The sequence below is a fragment of the Cohnella faecalis genome (genome assembly GCF_003570905.1).
GTDB lineage: Bacteria > Bacillota > Bacilli > Paenibacillales > Paenibacillaceae > Cohnella > Cohnella faecalis.
Map to the genome: position 1 here is coordinate 99,164 of NZ_QXJM01000056.1, position 18,922 is coordinate 118,085.

General features: G+C 46.2%; 10 protein-coding genes and 3 pseudogenes. All 13 read left to right on the forward strand.

Features of this window, described 5'->3' with window-relative positions:
• The first annotated feature begins 421 nt into the window (after positions 1 to 421).
• The 13 genes and pseudogenes from xylF (at position 422) to D3H35_RS28770 (ending at position 18,761) form a co-directional block, all read left to right on the forward strand.
• A pseudogene (gene xylF, locus D3H35_RS28710) lies at positions 422 to 1,479 on the forward strand (D-xylose ABC transporter substrate-binding protein).
• An 81-nt stretch (positions 1,480 to 1,560) separates the two neighbouring features.
• Positions 1,561 to 3,086: pseudogene (locus D3H35_RS28715) on the forward strand (xylose ABC transporter ATP-binding protein).
• Positions 3,087 to 3,282: 196 nt separating this feature from the next.
• Positions 3,283 to 4,253, forward strand: a pseudogene (locus tag D3H35_RS28720) (sugar ABC transporter permease).
• 387 nt (positions 4,254 to 4,640) lie between these two features.
• Positions 4,641 to 5,348: a YhfZ family protein gene (locus tag D3H35_RS28725; RefSeq protein WP_158594340.1), complete on the forward strand. Its 708-nt coding sequence runs from the start codon at positions 4,641 to 4,643 to the stop codon at positions 5,346 to 5,348.
• 123 nt (positions 5,349 to 5,471) lie between these two features.
• Positions 5,472 to 6,755, forward strand: coding sequence for an FAD-dependent oxidoreductase (locus tag D3H35_RS28730; protein WP_119152511.1), 1,284 nt, complete (start codon positions 5,472 to 5,474; stop codon positions 6,753 to 6,755).
• A 22-nt stretch (positions 6,756 to 6,777) separates the two neighbouring features.
• Positions 6,778 to 7,833 carry an ABC transporter substrate-binding protein gene (locus tag D3H35_RS28735; RefSeq protein WP_158594341.1) on the forward strand — a complete coding sequence of 352 codons (1,056 nt, stop codon included), beginning with the start codon at positions 6,778 to 6,780 and terminating at the stop codon, positions 7,831 to 7,833.
• A gap of 86 nt (positions 7,834 to 7,919) precedes the next feature.
• Complete coding sequence (locus D3H35_RS28740; RefSeq protein WP_147355977.1) at positions 7,920 to 9,461, forward strand: sugar ABC transporter ATP-binding protein; 1,542 nt, start codon at positions 7,920 to 7,922, stop codon at positions 9,459 to 9,461.
• Positions 9,448 to 10,377 carry an ABC transporter permease gene (locus D3H35_RS28745; protein ID WP_158594342.1) on the forward strand — a complete coding sequence of 310 codons (930 nt, stop codon included), beginning with the start codon at positions 9,448 to 9,450 and terminating at the stop codon, positions 10,375 to 10,377. The genes D3H35_RS28740 and D3H35_RS28745 overlap by 14 nt, the downstream gene beginning before the upstream one ends.
• A gap of 18 nt (positions 10,378 to 10,395) precedes the next feature.
• A complete protein-coding gene (locus tag D3H35_RS28750) occupies positions 10,396 to 11,355 on the forward strand; it encodes an ABC transporter permease (protein ID WP_119152515.1) in 960 nt (319 codons plus the stop codon).
• A gap of 27 nt (positions 11,356 to 11,382) precedes the next feature.
• Complete coding sequence (locus D3H35_RS28755) at positions 11,383 to 12,909, forward strand: xylulokinase (protein ID WP_119152516.1); 1,527 nt, start codon at positions 11,383 to 11,385, stop codon at positions 12,907 to 12,909.
• Positions 12,906 to 13,757, forward strand: coding sequence for a phosphotriesterase family protein (locus D3H35_RS28760; RefSeq protein WP_119152517.1), 852 nt, complete (start codon positions 12,906 to 12,908; stop codon positions 13,755 to 13,757). The genes D3H35_RS28755 and D3H35_RS28760 overlap by 4 nt, the downstream gene beginning before the upstream one ends.
• A 105-nt stretch (positions 13,758 to 13,862) precedes the next feature.
• The gene (locus D3H35_RS28765; RefSeq protein ID WP_119152518.1) at positions 13,863 to 14,795 is read left to right on the forward strand and encodes a shikimate dehydrogenase; all 933 of its coding nucleotides are present in this window, start codon (positions 13,863 to 13,865) and stop codon (positions 14,793 to 14,795) included.
• Positions 14,796 to 15,140: 345 nt separating this feature from the next.
• The gene (locus D3H35_RS28770) at positions 15,141 to 18,761 is read left to right on the forward strand and encodes a starch-binding protein (protein ID WP_119152519.1); all 3,621 of its coding nucleotides are present in this window, start codon (positions 15,141 to 15,143) and stop codon (positions 18,759 to 18,761) included.
• Positions 18,762 to 18,922 lie beyond the last annotated feature (161 nt).

Below are 18,922 nucleotides of genomic sequence, written 5' to 3' on the forward strand. Positions count from 1 at the left end.
TGTGGAATAGCATAATGTGATAGGATATTTTTTTGTTCATTTGTGTGCCCGGGCACACAAATTGCAAACGGGTGGAACAGCGTTAGATTGTCTGATTCCACTTGCCAAGAGAACAATGTTGCCTTAATCGCACGTTGCATTTTAGACGAAGGCGATATAACAGGATTTTTGAAACCGGATACAGAGTTTGAGGATGGCGACTTCAGAAAAACATATTTTGTGTATCTGCCGCGTGAGATTCATATCGCTAGACTGTCTCCGTGATGCACATTCCTAACTATGCAGATACATTGGCTAAGTTAGCTATCAAATCGGCGGAATCGTCGCCCCAAGCCGGAACTGGATTGACTTTGGTTTGAGATTAAAGCGCTTTCATTTGGCGCTCAATCTATAAAATAAAATAATAAAGGGGAAAAGATGTATGAGAACAGTTTCAAAAAAGGCGCTGATTTTAAGCTTGGCTGCAATGTTGGTTATTCTACCTGCATGTTCTTCAAATAACGGAGGGCAGCAAGAAAGCAGCAGCGAGGCAGCAGCATCCGGTGATGAGAAGATTGTAGTTGGCTTCCTTATGGATACTTTGGAAGAAGAAAGATGGCAGCGGGACAAACAGTATATGACCGCTGAGGCAGAAGCCAACAATGTAGAAATCAAAATTCAAGTAGCAAATGGCGATGATGCAAAGCAAATTTCTCAAGCGGAAAACCTTATTAACCAAGGTATCGATGTGCTTGTGGCGGTTCCGCATAATGCGGAAGCAGCTTCAGCAATCGTAGAAATTGCGCATGATGCAAATATACCTGTTTTATCATACGAGCGACTTATAAAAAATGCAGACGTAGATTTTTACATTCAGGTTGATGGTGAGCGGGTAGGCGAAATTCAAGCTGAAGCTCTTACCAAACTAGTGCCAAAAGGTAATTATGTTCTTATCGAAGGTGCTGACACAGATAACAGTGCTCATTTGTTCAAGCAGGGGCAAATGAACATTCTGAAACCATTTGTTGATAAGGGCGACATTAAAATTGTGTATGACCAATGGACAGAGGAATGGGATCCCGCCAATGCGTTAGCCAATATGGAAAACGCTCTGACCTCCAATAACAATAAAGTTGATGCTGTATTGGCCGCTAATGATGGCACGGCAGGGGAGCTATTCAAGCTCTGGAGGCTCAAGGTCTTGCCGGTAAAGTACCTGTCACAGGTCAAGATGCTGAACTGGCTGCAATGAAGAGAATTATTGAAGGAACACAAACGATGACAGTATATAAACCGATTCAACCGTTGGCAAAAAAAGCCATGGAGGTAGCTATCCAAATGGCAAAGAAAGAAACAGTAAAGACGGATTCTGTAACGAATAACGGAAAAAACGATGTCCCTACAGTTTTGGTTGAGCCAATCGCAATCACTAAAGATAATATCGATAAAGAGATTATAGAGAGCGGTTTTTACACCAAAGAGCAAGTTTACGGAAAATAATTCATTCGTACCTTAAGTCGGTCGGCGAGAATTCTTGCCCGACTGAAAAGGGGAGGTATTGGCTTGAGTAATGCTTTGGAAATGAAAAACATAACGAAAGAGTTTCCTGGAGTGAAGGCGCTCAAGGACGTAACTTTTCATGTGAAAAGGGGCGAGATACATGCCCTTTGCGGTGAGAATGGTGCCGGTAAATCCACTCTCATGAAGGTTCTTGGAGGAGTCTACTCCTATGGTTCATACAGCGGTGACATAATCGTCGATGGAATTACGAAACAATTTAACAGAATTAAAGATGCAGAGGCAGCGGGCATCTCGATTATCTACCAGGAATTAACTTTGGTTAAAGAGTTGTCTGTTGGGGAGAATATTTTTCTTGGAAACGAGCCAAAAGGCTTTTGGGTACGTTTGATTGGGATCGGCTGAATATGGAGAGCGAAGTTTGGTTGCACAAGGTAGGTCTTCAAAGTATTAGCCCCGAGAGACTTACAGGCACGCTTGGAATCGGTCAACAACAGCTAATTGAAATTGCAAAGGCATTGTCTAAAAATACGAAAATTTTAATATTAGATGAACCGACCGCCGCTCTTGCCGAGCATGAGGTTGGAATATTGCTTAATTTGCTGAGGGAGTTGCGTAAAGATGGTGTCACATGCATTTATATTTCTCATAAATTGAATGAAGTTTTTGACATTGCCGATACGATTACCGTTCTACGTGATGGCGCAACTGTGGCTAGCCATCCGGCAAGTGAGCTGACACAGGATAAGGTAATATCCCTGATGGTTGGACGTGAATTGAATGAGCGATATCCTTCAATCACCTTTAATCCCACTGACGTTGCAATGTCAGTTTCACAATACTCGGTATGGGACCATCATCAGCAGAATCGTAAAATAATCGATAATATTTCGTTAGATATTCGAAAAGGAGAGGTGTTGGGAATCGCCGGTCTGGTAGGGTCGGGTAGAAGTGAGCTTGTAATGAGTTTGTTCGGTTCGTTCCATGGAGAAGCAAAAGGCACAGTAATGATCGATGGCAAACCGACAACTATTAAAAATGCTGAACATGCCATTAAGAACGGATTAGCGCTTGTGTCCGAGGATCGAAAAAAATATGGGCTTGTGTTAAGTGAAAGCATTTTGAAAAATATTACGTTATCTAGTCTCCCCAAGGTTTCGAGCGTAGGAATTATAGATGAAAATGAAGAAGCTCGTTATACAAATCAATTCATGAATGCGCTGAAAATTAAAGCCAATTCTGCAGAAACTGTGGTCGGTACACTCAGTGGAGGCAATCAACAGAAGGTAGTCTTAGGTAAATGGCTTCTCACGAATCCCAAAATATTAATTTTGGATGAACCTACGCGAGGTATTGATGTTGGAGCAAAATATGAAATATATATGATTATTAAACAGTTGGCTGAAAGTGGTACGGCGATCATCATGATCTCCTCTGAATTACCGGAGGTGCTGGGCATGAGTAACCGGATTTTAGTTATGAATGAAGGGAGATTTACGGCCGAATTCGATCGTAATGAAGCCACACAAGAGAAGATCATGTTAGCAGCAACTGGAGGTAAGATGTATGGTCACGAACATGAATACTGAAATTAACTCTACTCCACGGGAAAACGCACAGCCCAAAACCAAACTTTTTAAGCTTGATGTTCGAGCTTATACAATGATTGTTTCTTTAGTAGGCATCTGGCTTCTATTTAGCTTTCTGAACGAAACGTTTCTAACCCCGCGTAATTTATCTAACTTGTTCGTTCAAATGTCTGTAACCTCTGTTTTGGCTATTGGCATGGTATTGGTTATCGTCGCGGGGCAAATCGATTTGTCGGTTGGATCCATAGTTGGGCTTACCGGCGCTATAGCAGCTATACTCAATGTCTGGTTGGAATGGGACACAACCCCCGTTATTATTGTCACCATTCTTGTTGGCGTTGTAATCGGTTTCTTTCAAGGATGGCTTGTAGCTTATAAAGCAATTCCAGCCTTTATTGTTACGCTAGGTGGAATGCTAGTCTTTAGAGGAATATTGTTGGGTTTGACAGGCGGGGCTACGATTTCTTCCTTATCACCTGGCATCAAGTTTTTAGGTAAGGGGTATGTGGAACCGTTTATAAGTATCATTGCGGGATTATTGGCTATTGCGGCCACTGTATTTTTTATGATTCGCAAACGAATTAATCGTGCAAAATATGGCTTCGAATTAACCAAGAATATCGTCTTTGCATTACAAATGCTAGGAATGGCCATATTAATCGTTGGTTTTGTATTTGCGATGAATCAATATCGCGGAGTTCCGATCCCATTTGTTATTGTTATCTTTCTCGCGCTGCTATTTGCCTTCATTGCTAGAAAAACCATTTTCGGGCGCCAAGTTTTTGCTGTCGGTGGAAATGCTGAGGCTGCGAGGCTTTCCGGTATTAATATTAAAAAACGAATTTTGTCTGTTTTTATTCTATGCAACACTTTGGCCGCTATAGCGGGTTAATTTTAACCGCCCGACTGGATGCGGCCACAACAAGCGCCGGAACCATGTACGAGCTCGATGCAATTGCAGCTTGCGTAATAGGCGGTACAAGCCTAATAGGCGGTGTGGGAACTATACCCGGAGCGCTGCTGGGTGCCTTAATTATGGCTAGTCTGGATAATGGTATGAGTATCATCAATTTGGATTCTTATTGGCAGTCAATAGTAAAAGGAAGCATTCTCGTTCTCGCTGTGTGGGTCGATATTTACAGCCGGAAAAAACAAGCATCAAAGTAAAAGCCGTAATTTCATATCAAGACCAAGGGAGCCATTCATAGAATGGTTCCTTTCATTTCCAACAGAGGATATATGGAGCCCCGTTAACCGCAATAATTGAATTTTTGAACTTTTTAAAAATTATTTTAGCCAATTAGCCGAAATGTATTGACACTTAATCAATTTTCAGTAAACTGAAATTATGAATAACCTAAACAGTAAATCTGCCCATTTAGCAACACAAATCGCTAAAGAGCTCATTAGATGCGAAGTGGGGGAACGGATCCCGACCACTCCTTACTTTAGCGAAAAGTTCAGCGCCGGTTTTGGCACGATTGAGAAGGTATTGACCAGTTTTAAGACCCAAGGGGCATCAAACTGCAAGCGAGAGGCCAGATGGGGACATACTTGCTGAGTAAAGATGATGCCAAACTTTGGCAAATCGCCGATTTCGGAATCATCGTGGGTCTGCTCCCCTTGCCCAATGCAATCGAATACGAGGGATTGGCAACCGGATTTACGGAGTCCCTGCTTCGATCAGGGGTAAAGTTCAGCTTGAACTACAAACATGGAGCTGTTGAAAGGGTTAAAAACTTGATCGATAATCGATGCGACTTTATCGTCTTGTCGAATAGTGCTGCCGAAACCGTTCTTGAACAGTATACAGATCTTTATGCGTTACAACATTTAAGCGCTCTCACTTATTATTCGGGTGTGTATTTGATTAAAAGAAAAGATCTCGACATCGATAAGACCAAGTGGAGAATAGGGATAGACAGGACTTCATATGATCACATTACTTTCTCGGATAACGAATTTCCGGAAAATTCGAAAGTTAATGTGCACTATGTAAATATTCCTTACTTCATAGCGAATGGAACCATTGATGCGGCGATTATTCTGAATAGAACGCACATCGCCATTGATTTAATGGAGTATTTAACCATTGAATCTTTAGAGACGACAGATTACTTAAGAAACCGGTCTTCCGCAACTATTGTCACTAAAAAGGATTTGGGCATGATCGGAATTTTGTTTAAAGAAATGGTTGACTTGGAATTGATAGAAAATGTCCAAAGAGATGTAATGGAGAGAAGAGTCGTACCGACATTCTAGAACAGGGTAACCCGGTTGCGGTGCTTCCTTAGCAATACGGAGGCATCCTCAACTATAACTATAAATATCAGTTTTCTGTAAATTGATATTAAGTCTAAAGCACGAGGGAAAGGGGAGCTGGTTTTGAAAATTCATCATTCGCAAGAGGTAGACGTCGCCGTTTTAGGAGGAGGCGCGGCGGGGATCATGGCAGCGACGTCGGCAGCCAGACACGGAATGAAAGTATTGCTCGTTGAAAATCAAGGGTGCTTGGGGGGCTCGCGAACTGCAGTCGGGGTCGATACTTTTTACGGCTTCTATACGCCGGGTAATGTTAAGAAAAAAATCGTCGGGGGAATTCCGGATGAAGTCATCGAGAGGCTTCGTAAGGAAAATGCAGTGTTTGAACGCCCCAATACATACGGGGCAGGAACCGGACTCACTTACGATGTGGAAGTATTAAAGCTTGTTTATGAAGATCTCGTGCTTGGCTCGGATGTAAAGCTTCTTTATCATACTAGCGCTTGTTACGTTAATAGTTCCAACGGAACAATTGAAAGCGTTATTTTGGCCAATAAACAGGGGCTCACGGAGATCAAAGCCAAACGCTATGTAGATACGACCGGAGATGCGGATATCGTATATCGCGCGAATGGTCAATTTATACCCTTGCAAGAGAATGAAACGCTTCAATCATTAAGCACTATCTTTTTTATGGCCAACGTGGATACTGAACGTGCGGGCAACGTAAAACACTCGGAACTTGTTGAAATGATGAAATCGGCCGTTGAAGAAGGCGGATACGAGCTGCCTAGACTGGATGGATCTTACCACAACACGCCAAATGCCGGCGTCATCCAAGCGAATATGGTGAGGGTGCCCGATGTGGATGCAACGGATCCGTACCTTCTCACTTTAGCGGAAGTTGAAGGCAGAAAGCAGGTAAGGCAGTATGCGAGATTTCTAAAAGACAAAGTACCAGGATTTGAAAACGCTTTTTTAATGAGTACCGGCCAACATATAGGCGTTCGAGAAACCCGAAAAATCAAAGGCCATTACATCTTGACAGAGGAAGATGTGGTGGAGGGGAAGAAATTCGTCGACTCAGTCGCTTGCTGCGCTGCTCCTATTGAAGACCATAACTCCAGCAGCGGCACTCGTTGGGTCTATGTGAAGAACGATGAGATATACAACATCCCATACCGCTCCTTGGTTCCTTCTAATTTGAACAACGTCATTGTCGCCGGTCGCTGCATCTCGGCAACACATGGAGCTCAAGCTTCGGTGCGCAATTCCGCACAAGCGATGGCTCTTGGTCAAGCGGCGGGAACCGCTGCCGCACTAAGTATCGGCAGGGGAGAGTACTTCCCCGAATTAAACATTAAAGAACTTCAAACCCGTTTAATAGCTCAAAAAGCTATTATATAAAAACAAGCGGAGGGGTATGGCTATGTCAAAAAAAAGAGTTTGGTTTACAGCTTCGTTATTAGTAGTTGTCCTTCTATTTCTGGCTGCTTGCGGTAAAGACACGCAAGGCAACGAAAGCAGTACCGCGAGCGGCGAAACAAAATCGGATGGCTATGTAATTGTATGGTCGCCGTTATACCAAGGCAATTCGCATCAAGCTCAATCATTGGCCAACATTCAGGAAGCGGTAAAGAACAACCCCAAGATTAAGGAATTGATAGTTGCTAATCCCGACGGAAACGTAGAGACACAAATTAATCTAATCCGCAATGCCATTGACAAAAAGGCGGATGCAATCATTATCCAGGCCGTATCCGAGACAGCGCTGGTACCGGTATTGGAGGAGGCCGTTGAGGCGGGCGTCGTTGTCATTAACCAGGACAGCCTGATTAAGTCTGACAAGATGACCTCCAAAGTTTATGTCGATGACACGGAATGGAGCCGAATTACCGGCGAATGGCTGGTCGATAAGCTGGGCAAAAAAGGGAAAGTCGTCGTTCTGAACGGACTGGCGGGCAACACTACGAACCGCGACCGTTGGGAAAATGCCGAGAAGGTATTGAAGGGAACGGAAGGAATTGAGGTTTTGGCGGAAACGAATGCCGATTGGGCACAAGCGAAGGCGCAATCCGCAGTCGCCAGCTGGTTGGCGGCCTATCCGCAAATCGATGGAGTTTGGTCGCAAGGCGGAGAAATGACTTCGGGTGCCATTTTGGAGTTTGAAAAAGCGAATCGTCCTATGGTTCCAATGGTAGGGGAAGCCTATAACGGATTTTTGAAATTGTGGGCCAAACATAAGGATAAGGGCTTCTCTTCGATCGCTCCGGCGCTGCCGAACTACAACGTACTCATTTCGCTGGAAGTCGCCCTGAGAGCGCTGGAAGGTAAAGAAGTGCCGAAAAATGTGCTTGTTCCGCTGCCGATGGTTACCGACGAAACTTTGAGCAATTATGTGCAGCCGGATAAAGCCGACGATTATTGGGTATTCGATAAATTGGCCGCTGAAGAAATCGACAAAATCATTACCGATAACAAATAATAGCGGCTTGAGAGAGTACTTCTTCGGCATCCTGCAGAGAAGTACTCTCGAATCCGCATATACACAGCCCAGGGAAGGTGACACACTTGTCCGACACCTTACTTCTTCATGTCGAAGGACTCGGAAAGCACTACAATGGAAACCGTGCGATTGAAAATATTAATCTTCGTTTGCCGAAAGGAATTGTACACGCTCTCATTGGTGAGAACGGCGCGGGCAAAAGCACATTAATCAAATTGCTGACCGGCCTCGTTCGTCCCAGCGCAGGGACAATCGTGTGGAAAGAGAAAGAGGTTATCTTTAAAAGTCCACAGTCTGCCATCCAGGAGGGCATCGTCGCAGTGCATCAAGAGCTTACGCTCGTTGATACGCTGACCGTATGCGAAAATATTTGGCTTGGACGCGAACCCCGAACGAGACTGGGAACGATTGACTTTGCAGCTATGGAACGCGAATCAAAGCGCCTCATGCAGGAATTGGATATCCATATTCCCACTGGCGAAAAGGTCAAACACTTAAGCATCGCCGACAAACAACTCGTCGAACTGATCAAGGCTATCGCTCACGATCCCCAATTATTAATTTTGGATGAAGCTACTTCCACGTTAGGTGAAAAGGAAGTAGACAAGATATATCAGGTTGTATTGAAGTTTAAGCAACAAGGTAAATCTGTTCTTTTCGTGTCCCACAGAATGAAAGAGATTTTCCAGTTTTGCGATACATGCTCGATCTTTAAAGATGGTATGCATGTCACGGACGGCCTTATAGGCGACTTGACCTCGTCGAGAATCATCGAATATATGACGGGAAGGGACATTTCTCAAACTTATCCGCCCAAATTGAAAGACATGGACCCGGTAAACAAAGAACGTTTCAATACGGGGCCTATATTGGAAGTTAAGGGACTGTTCACCCGATCGGGTTTACAGAATGTAAATTTATCTCTGTATCCCGGGGAAATTGTTGGGATAGGGGGGCTGCAAGGGCACGGACAAAGCGAGCTGATTCAAGCTTTATTCGGTCTCGAACAGATTACAGAGGGCAGTATTGCCGTGAATGGACGCAGTGTGAAATTAAATAAACCGTTGTCGGCGATTCGAGAAGGAATTCAACTCGTACCGCAGGACCGAAAGACCGAAGGTTTGTTCGTCGAATTGGATGTGGCGGAGAATTTGATCCCTTGCTCACTGGATCGGATATCAAAGGGGCCGGTTCTTAATCGCCGTGCCAAGACGCAAGCGGTTAAGGCCATGATAGAAAAATTAAGCATTAAAGTCGCTTCCGAGACGCAAGTCGTCAAGTTGCTGAGCGGCGGCAATCAACAGAAGATTGCTTTAGGCAAGTGGCTCCTTAAGGACGCTAAAGTGCTCATGTTAATCGAGCCTACACGCGGGATCGATATCAAAACAAAAATGGAAATTTCGGCTTTGCTGAGAAAGCTGGCGTCAGAAGGGTATGGGGTAATCGTTTCCACGAATGAAATGAACGAGCTCATCGGTTTAAGCGATCGGGTATTGATCATGTTTGAGAAACAAACCGTAAATGAACTAAAGGACGGGGACATCACCGAGCAAAATATTTTGAATGCAGCTTTCGGAAAACGAGGGATGGCCTATGAACAGCGTTAAACTAGGATTGCGAAATATCCCGGCAGTATATGTGACGCTGCTGCTCGTTGTTGTTGTGAATATGATGATGAATCATAGAATTCTATCCGAGAACGGTATTAACAATCTTGCGATCCAAATGGTACCGACGCTAATTGCAGTAATGGCACAAACTTGCGTACTGCTCGCCAGAGAACTGGACCTTAGCGTTGGAAGCAACGTCGGGCTGTCTACAGTGCTGATGTCGGCGACAATGGAAAAATGGGGTTTGTTCTCAATTGTAATAGTGTTGGTCATATCCATACTGATCGGCATGTTAAACGGGGCGTTAGCCGTCTATTTTAAAGTGCCCGGGATTGTGATTACATTGGCGACCTCCATGATTGTTACGGGTGGTGCCTTGTTGATTCTGCCAACTCCGGGCGGCTACGTGTCGCTTGATTATGCAAGGTTTGTGCTCGGGCATCATTTGTTTGTCCCGAATACGCTCTTTATTCTTGCAGCCGTCTTATTGTGCTGGAAATACTTGAGGATGCATCCTTGGGGCCATTCCTTATTGGCAACAGGAGGGAATGAGTACAGTGCTTATGCATCGGGATTGAAAGTTCAAAGGTCTAAGATTCTTGCGTTTACCTTAAGCTCGGTGCTTGCTGCGATTGCAGGAATGGTGTTGGCAGCTAAAACAATGTCCGGGGATGCGAATATCGGAACGTCCTACACGCTGACTTCCATCGCGGGTGCAGTTCTTGGAGGAGTTAGCTTTCTAGGCGGAGTGGGCTCCATGAGGAAAGCAATCGCCGGAGCCGTTGTAATTGTATTGCTGGTCAATATCCTGTTTTTTATAGGAATTTCTTCGTTCTATCAGTATATTTTTCAGGGCGTTATTTTATTGGTCTCCGTGGTCGTTACGCTGCGTAACCAGAATAATCGACATTAATTTGCCGAGGGAAGGTGAATGATTTCCATGCCATATACCCAGTTAGTTAGAGGCGGCTTGAAGACAGGGATACTTTATCTTATTTTTGCCGTTTCCTTCCTCGTAGTTGGCTTTTTTGTCGAAGGATTTGGCGGTTTGTCGCATCTTTCCTATCTCATTCAAATTGCGGGCTTCTTGGGCATTGTTGCCGCCGGACAGAACATGATCATGCTCACAGGCGGGATCGATTTGTCGTGCGGGATGATTATTTCGTTCTGTGGAATTGTATTCGCTCAACTGATCAATTCAGGCTACGGATTTTTAGGCGGCATCCTTTTGACCCTTCTTTGCGGCTCTTTACTCGGGTTGGCAAACGGTTTGGGTGTCAGCTTTCTTAAGGTGCCGGCATTGGTAATGACGCTTGCCACTGCAAGTGTTTATCAAGGTATTTCAATGGTGATGACGAATGGGCGGACGAGCTCCATTACCGCTGAAGGATTCCAAGGCTGGGTGAACGACAAATGGTTTTTCGGATTTAACGGCGTGGTTTTCACTTGGCTGGTCGTTATTCTCGTTGTCGTTTTTCTATTGACCAATACGAAAATCGGAAAAAAAATCTACTATTCCGGCTCAAATATGACGGCCGCTGTACATTCGGGCATCAATCCGAAATCAGTCAGTCTTTTCGTTTTCACGTCGGCAGGTTTTCTGTATGCGATAGTCGGCATATTATTGGTTGGTTTTACTGCAAGAAGTTATTTTACTATGGGGAATACTTATCAGTTCATGTCCATTGCCGCTGTTGTTGTCGGAGGAACGTCAATACTTGGCGGTAAAGGAAGCTACCTCGGAACGATCGCAGGAGCTCTGCTGCTCACTCTTATTCAAAGCTTGCTAATTCTTTTCAAAATTCCTTACGGCGGACAATTGGCTGCTCAAGGGGCCATTATTCTTGCATTGGTCATTATTTATAGCTTGCAATCACCCAAGCAGACTTAACAAACGCACTATAGAAGGAGAATATTTATGGCGTTGATCGTGATTGATTTGGGCACGTCCAGTGTCAAAGTTGCTTTATACGACCACGAAACGGGAGAAATATTGTCTACTGGCAGAGGTCATTACCGTCTGTATTCCGAAAAACAGGGGTATGCGGAGCAGAATCCCGAAGAGTGGTGGACGCAAACCAAGTACGCCATTCAGGAATGTTTGCACCGTGCGAAGATTTCGCCGAAATCCATTAAGGGGATCGGTCTGTCCGGTCAAATGTGCGGTGTCGTCCCTGTGACGAAAAGCGGACAGCCCTTGTACAACTGCATTACGCACCTGGATACTCGTTGCGTAGAGGAAATCGCGTCGCTCAGAGAGAGGCAGGAAGACGTTCTGCGAATCGGAATGAACCCGATCACTAACTTGATGTCCGCGCCGAAATTAATGTGGTTGAAGAACAACCGAAAAGATGTCTGGGATCAAGCGCACAAATGGCTGATGCCAAAGGATTATATACGGCTGAAGCTCACGGGCACTTTTGGAACCGACAGCACGGACGCATCGGCCACGTTGTTCATGGATTTCAATAAGAAAACATGGGACCCCTTGATCGAGCATTTTGGGCTTGATATTACAAAATTTCCCGAGGTGAATCTGCCTTACGAACTGGTAGGTTCGGTAACCAAGAGCGCCGCCGAGGAAACCGGCTTGGCACCGGGCACCCCGTTGGCAGCCGGTGCGGCTGACATGGCATGCACCGCATTGGGCACTCGAGCTGTCAGCGAGGGGAATATTAGTGTGACGATCGGTACAGCCGGGCATTTAATTGCGCCAATCGCGGCGCCTGACCCCGCCTATGCCGGCAGGCTGTATCAGTTTTGCCACGCGGTGCCCGATATGTATTACGCTTTCGGTTCTATTCCGGCAGGAGGGCTTTCCTTGAGCTGGCTCATTGATCTGTTGAATCCGTTACTGAACGATGAGCCCGGCAACAATCGAAAGCTCACGTACGAAAAAATGAACCGCATGGCAGAAGAATCGACCATCGGCTCAAAAGGGCTGTTCTTCCTGCCTTATTTGGCCGGTAGCGTTGTTCCTTATGCAGATCCGAAAGCGAAGGGAACGTTTATCGGATTAAGTATCCGGCATTCTTATGGGGATATGGCGAGAGCCGTTATGGAGGGAGTAGCCTACAACTTTCGACAGATAGTCGAATTGCTTGACTTATGCAATATTCCGGCACACCAACTGTTCTTTGGGGAAGGCGGCATGAACAGCCAGATTTGGACGCGTATTTTGACCTCTGTCATGAACCGGGGGAACGCTTTTCTCATGAAAGACAAAGACAGCGCGCCGCTCGGCGCCGCAATCATTGCCGGGATGGGGACAGGCTTGTACCACGATTGGAACGATGCTGTGAACAAACTTAGTCAAGTGGAGACAGTTCCTAATGACTTGGCGATGGCGGAGTCATACTCCAAGTTATATCGAATCTATGAGGGTCTTTACCCCACTTTGAAAACTACATTTGAGCAGATTTACGATATGGAGGGAACGATATGAGCTTTGTAAGAACGGTGTTGGGAGATGTTGATTCCGATCGACTTGGCATGGTGTATTCCCACGAACACTTGATCATTTCAGGAGGACTCGGCGTTCAGAAAAATCCGGATTTACGTTTAAACAGCGTGGAGAAAGCCTGCGAAGAAGTGAACGATGTCAAAAAACACGGAATAAGTACATTTGTGGATATGATGCCGCTCGATTGCGGAAGAGAGCCTGCGGATTTGATGGAAATCGCAAGTCAAACAGGTTCGCATATTATTGCGGCCACGGGATTCCATAAACCTATGTATTACTCGGATATTCATTGGGTTCATCGTTACAATGAGCAACAAATTGCGGAGCTGCTCGTAGCGGAAGTAGAGGAAGGTATGGACCGGCACAGCTACAGCGGTCCTGTCACCGAGAGGCTGACTGCCAAGGCCGGATTGATCAAAGGAGCCAGCGATTACAACAGAATCGACAAATTGTCTCAAAAGTTGTTTCATGCGGCTGCCGCCGCTCAATTGATGACAGGAGCCCCTATCTCGACGCATACCGAGCACGGGACTTGTGGGTTGGAACAGGTGGAATTGTTACTCGGCGACGGTGTAGCGCCAAGCAAAGTGATCATTTGCCATTTGGACAGAAATCCCGACTTTGAATATCATCGGTCTGTCGCGGAATCCGGCGTTTATTTGGAATATGACAACATTGGGCGCATCAAATATTGGCCGGACAGCGTCATCATCGATTTAATCGAAAAAATGATCGAATACGGATTTGAAGACCAGATTCTCTTGGGACGGACAGCGCCCTTCGTTCTTATCAGCGAGCGTATGGAGGAGGACCGGGTATGGCCTATTTGATGGAGTCTTTCGTGCCGAAGCTGGAGCGTAGAGGAGTCCAGCCTGAAATCATTTCCAAATTTTTCGTTAGCAATCCGGCTAAGGCTTTCTCGTTCGAGCGATAAAATGGCGAACCATTCAACAATATACTTTATCGGTGTAACGACTTCCGCTTCGTCTGGTCTTCAACTTTTCCCGAAATGGGCGCAACAATTGGGATTAAGCGGCATGACTATGCAAGGAGTGGATCTCCCTATCGATTCGCCGCCTGCCGACTATCTGAAATGGGTCAAATTGATTAAAGAAGATCCGAATTCACTAGGCGCGATTATAACGACTCACAAGATCAACCTATTTAACGCAGCTAAGGAAATATTCGATGATTTCGATACTTATGCCCGAATGTTTGGGGAGCTGTCTTGTATCGCGAAATCGGCGGGGAGGTTATTCGGCTACGCCTTGGACCCAGTCAGTAGCAAGTTGGCGATGCGACGGTTTTTACCTGACGATTTGTGGGCGGAAAAGAGAGGGGAAGCGCTCCTTTTCGGTGCCGGAGGGAGCGCGTTAGCCGTCGGCGCAGCTTTGTTGAATAAAGATAACGGGCATAATGTTCCTTCCAAAATCATCTTAACCGACATCAATGAGAACAGGCTCATACAAGCCAGGCAAAAGTTGGCCGGACTTAACCCTAACGTGCAGATCGAACTGAGTGTCAGTAAAAGTACGCTGCATAATGAGGAATGCCTAGGCAAGCTTAAGCCCTATTCTCTTATCGTTAACGCGACTGGTATGGGGAAGGATATTCCAGGCTCACCGATTTCCGACAGAGCTATCTTTCCCGAAAATAGTTTTGTGTGGGAGTTGAATTACCGCGGTGATTTAACTTTCCGCCGGCAAGCGATGAATCAACAACATTTACGTGCGTTACACATTGAAGACGGATGGGTTTATTTCGTCTACGGATGGATAATGTGCATAGCAAAAATAGGTGCGTTGGAAATCGACGACGGAATGTTTGAACGGCTGGAGAAAATCGCATTGGAGCGTAAATCCGTGTGAAATTGAAAAGACATTTCCGATTAATTTGTCGAAATTCAATAAAAATAGTGCATAAGTCATAGGTCAAATTGTTTATTAATTGTTGACAACATATTCCTATCAATGAGAAAATGACATTAATTTCATCATTCCAATTGTGCGAGCGTTTTACCAAGTTGCACAATTGCATGGGAAGGTGATCTGTATACGTTTAAGAGAAAGCTGGAATTTTTTTTTAGATTTAATATGAAAGCGGATACATCACATTTTTTATGGCTTCTTGGAAAGATAGTTTAGTTTTTTACAGTCAATTCACTACTTAATTGGCAGCAAAAATTAATTTATTTTTGTAAAGGAGTGTTAGGTATGAAGAAAAAAGGAAGATCGATATGGAGCATCGTTCTGTTTCTAGCTTTAGTGCTGCAAGCGTTGAACTTTACTCCGATCACTCATGGAAGCGCCTCCGCGGCTGCGTCCGAGGAATACGGACTTCCGGCCAAAACGAAAGACGGCGTTATCTTCCACGCTTGGAACTGGTCGTTTGACACGATCAAGGCAAATTTGCCGGCTATTGCGGCGGCAGGCTACAAATCCGTTCAAACTTCTCCGATTCAAGGCAACAAAGAAAATTTGATGGAAGGAAGCAAATGGTGGATTTTGTACCAGCCTACCAACTTCAAAATCGGCAACGCGCAGTTAGGCAACAGAGATCAATTCAAAGCAATGTGCGACGAAGCCGAGAAGTACGGCATCGACATCATCGTCGACGTAGTTGCCAACCATACGGGGAACGCCGGCGGAGGCAGCTTGACATACACCCCGGCATCCAACGTCGATTCGGCTATTAAAAACAATCAATATTTCTGGCATGATGCAAGAGGTGTCGAAGACTGGAACAACAGATGGCAAGTTACCCACTGGGGCATCGGTCTTCCCGATCTGAACACCTCCAACCAAGAGCTGCAAAACATAATCATCGCGTTCTTGAACGACGCGATCGCGCTCGGAGCGGACGGCTTCCGGTTTGACGCCGCCAAACATATCGAGCTTCCTAACGAAGACGGCGGCTCGAACTTCTGGACTCGCGTGCTCGGCAGCTTGAGCAAGCAGAACCTGTACATTTACGGTGAAGTGCTCCAAGGCGGAGCGGACAACTTTGCCGGCTATTCGAATTACATCAATTTGACCGCTTCCGCTTTCGGACACGACATCATTAAAGCGGTTGGCTACGGCGCAAGCAAAAACGTCGACAAAGCCAGATCCTACAACTCGGCAGGCGTCAGCTCTTCCAAGCTCGTAACATGGGTTGAATCGCATGATACCTATGCCAACGACGCAAGCGAAACGACGGCGATGAACGACTGGCAAATCAAAATGGGATGGGCTCTGATTGCATCCCGCGCCGAGACAACTTCGCTGTTCTTCGGCCGTCCAGGCGGAAGCGGCAAGTTTGGAACCGCACTCGGCCAAGCGGGCAAAGATTTATGGAAAGACGCGGACGTTGCCGCAGTCAACAAATTCCACAATGCGATGGTTGGCCAAGGCGAATATTTGAGAACGATCAGCAGCGAGCTAATGTTGGTCGAGCGCGGAACGAAAGGGATGACGATCGTCAACCTTGGCGGCGACGCTTCTATCAATTCCGTAACGAATCTCGCAAGCGGCACTTACGTCAACCAAGCCACGGGCGGCGGTACGTTCACCGTAGCGAACGGCAGAATTACCGGCAACATCGGCGGCGGCAAAATCGCTGTTCTCTACGAAGCAGCGAAGCCTACCCCTAAAGTTTCGATCGATGTTCAAGAAGGCGGATTTTTCACCGATTCCTTGACGGTTAAGATGACCTACTCGGATGCGGTAAGCGCTTCTTACTCGCTTAACAATGGCACACAAACGCCGTTTAATTCGGGCAACACGGTAACTTTCGGCGCAGGTGCAGCATTCGGTACGACGTACACGTTAAAAATCGTAGCGAACAACGCAGCTGGTCAAACGACGCAAACGTATACATTTACGAAAGAAGATCCGAATGCAGCGCTGAAAGTTCATTATTACAAGCCATCCGGCTGGGGCACTCCTGGCATGTACTATTACGACGATTCCGTAACGCCGACCAAAATTGGCGTAGCATGGCCGGGAACGGCGATGACGGATGAAGGCGGCGGCTGGTACAGCACTCAAGTTGCTGGCTGGAAAAAAGCAAAAGTCATTTTCACCTCAGGTTCTAACCAGATTCCTGGCGCAAGCCAGCCGGGTTATGACGTAACAGGAGAGAAGTGGATCAAGGACGGCGTCATTCACACTTCGAATCCCGACGTTGTAATCAAGACTCCGACCGTATCGATCGACAAGTCTGAAGGCGCTTTCTACACGGATAGTCTGGACGTCACGATCAGCTACAACGATGCGACTGCAGCAGCTTATTCGTTGAATGGCAGCGCTCAGGTAAGCATTGCTTCCGGTCAAAAAGTCACCTTCGGCGCAGGAGCCGCATACGGCACAACGTACACGTTGAACGTAACCGCTTCCAATGCGGACAAAACGACAACGAAATCGTACTCGTTCACCAAAACGAAAGCGGCTCTTCCGGCTCCGACGATTTCCATCGACAAAGCCGAAGGCACTTTCTACGGCAACAGCCTGGAAGTTACCGTTAGCTACGCGAATGCCGACGGTGCGACCTACACGTTGAATGGCGGAGCGCAAACGAATGTTGCTTCCGGTCAGAAGATTACGATCGGCGCAGACGGCGCGTTCGGCACGAAGTATACGCTGATCGTCACTGCATCCAATGAAGACAAATCGACGACCAAAACGTTCACGTTCACCAAAGAAGATCCGAACGCTGGCTTGAGCATCCATTACTACAAGCCATCCGGATGGGGTACGCCTAACATCTATTACTACGACGACTCCGTTACACCGCTGAAAATCGGCGTTGCATGGCCTGGAGTAGCAATGACGGATGAAGGCAACGGCTGGTACGTATTCCGTGTAACCGGCTGGACGCAAGGCAAAGTGATTTTCAACTCCGGAAGCAACCAAATTCCGGGCGCAAGCCAGCCTGGCTATGCGGTAACGGGCGAAAAATGGATCAAGAACGGCGTTATCTACCAATCCAACCCTGATATCGTCATTCCGGAGAACAAAACTCCGACAATAACGATTGACAAAGCGGAAGGCGCATTCAACAGCGACAGCTTGAACGTCGCGATCACCTTGAAGGATGCAACGTCTGCAACTTACTCGCTTAACGGCGGCGCACCGGTATCGTTCACGTCTGGTCAACAAGTTGCATTCGGCGCAGGCGATGCGTATGGAACCACTTATACGTTGTCTGTGACGGCAATCAACATTGACAAAACCGCGACGAAAACGTACACGTTTAAGAAAGAAGAAGAACAAGCCATTACGGTTCATTACTACAAACCGGACGGATGGGGCACGCCTAACATTTACTATTACGATGAATCCGTATCGCCTAAGAAAGAAGGCGGTGCTTGGCCTGGAGTCGCTATGAAGAACGAAGGCAACGGCTGGTATTCTTACACGTTGACCGGCTGGAGCAAAGCCAACGTTATTTTCAACAGCAACGGACAACAAATTCCTGCTTCCAAACAACCGGGCTATCTGGTAACGAAGAGCGTCTGGATCAAAAATGGCGTGATCACCGATCAAGAGCCTGTTCAAAAAACGGTCGCCGTCACGTTTACTATTAAGAACGCCACGACTGTTTCTGGACAAAACATCTACCTGGCAGGCAACGTTGCGGAACTCGGCAACTGGGCTCCAGCTAGTGCAGTCGCGACTACGATCTCGACTTATCCGACTTGGAAGGTTACCGTCAACCTGGTTGAAGGTACGAAGATCGAGTTCAAAGCGATTAAGAAAAACGCAAGCAACAACGTGGTGTGGGAAAGCGGTCAAAATCACAGCTACACCGTATCATCCAGCAATCCGAATGTAGAGTTTAACTTCAACAACTAAGTCATAGAGACCGCAAGACAAAGCTGTCTCAAAAGTGATGTGCTCCCCATACGGTAGACAGGTGAAATAATAAAAGCCTGTTACTGTAAGGGGAGTATTTTTATCTCCAAAGTAGAACCTCACATGATCTTGAACAACCTAATTCGATGCGAGTTCTTGTC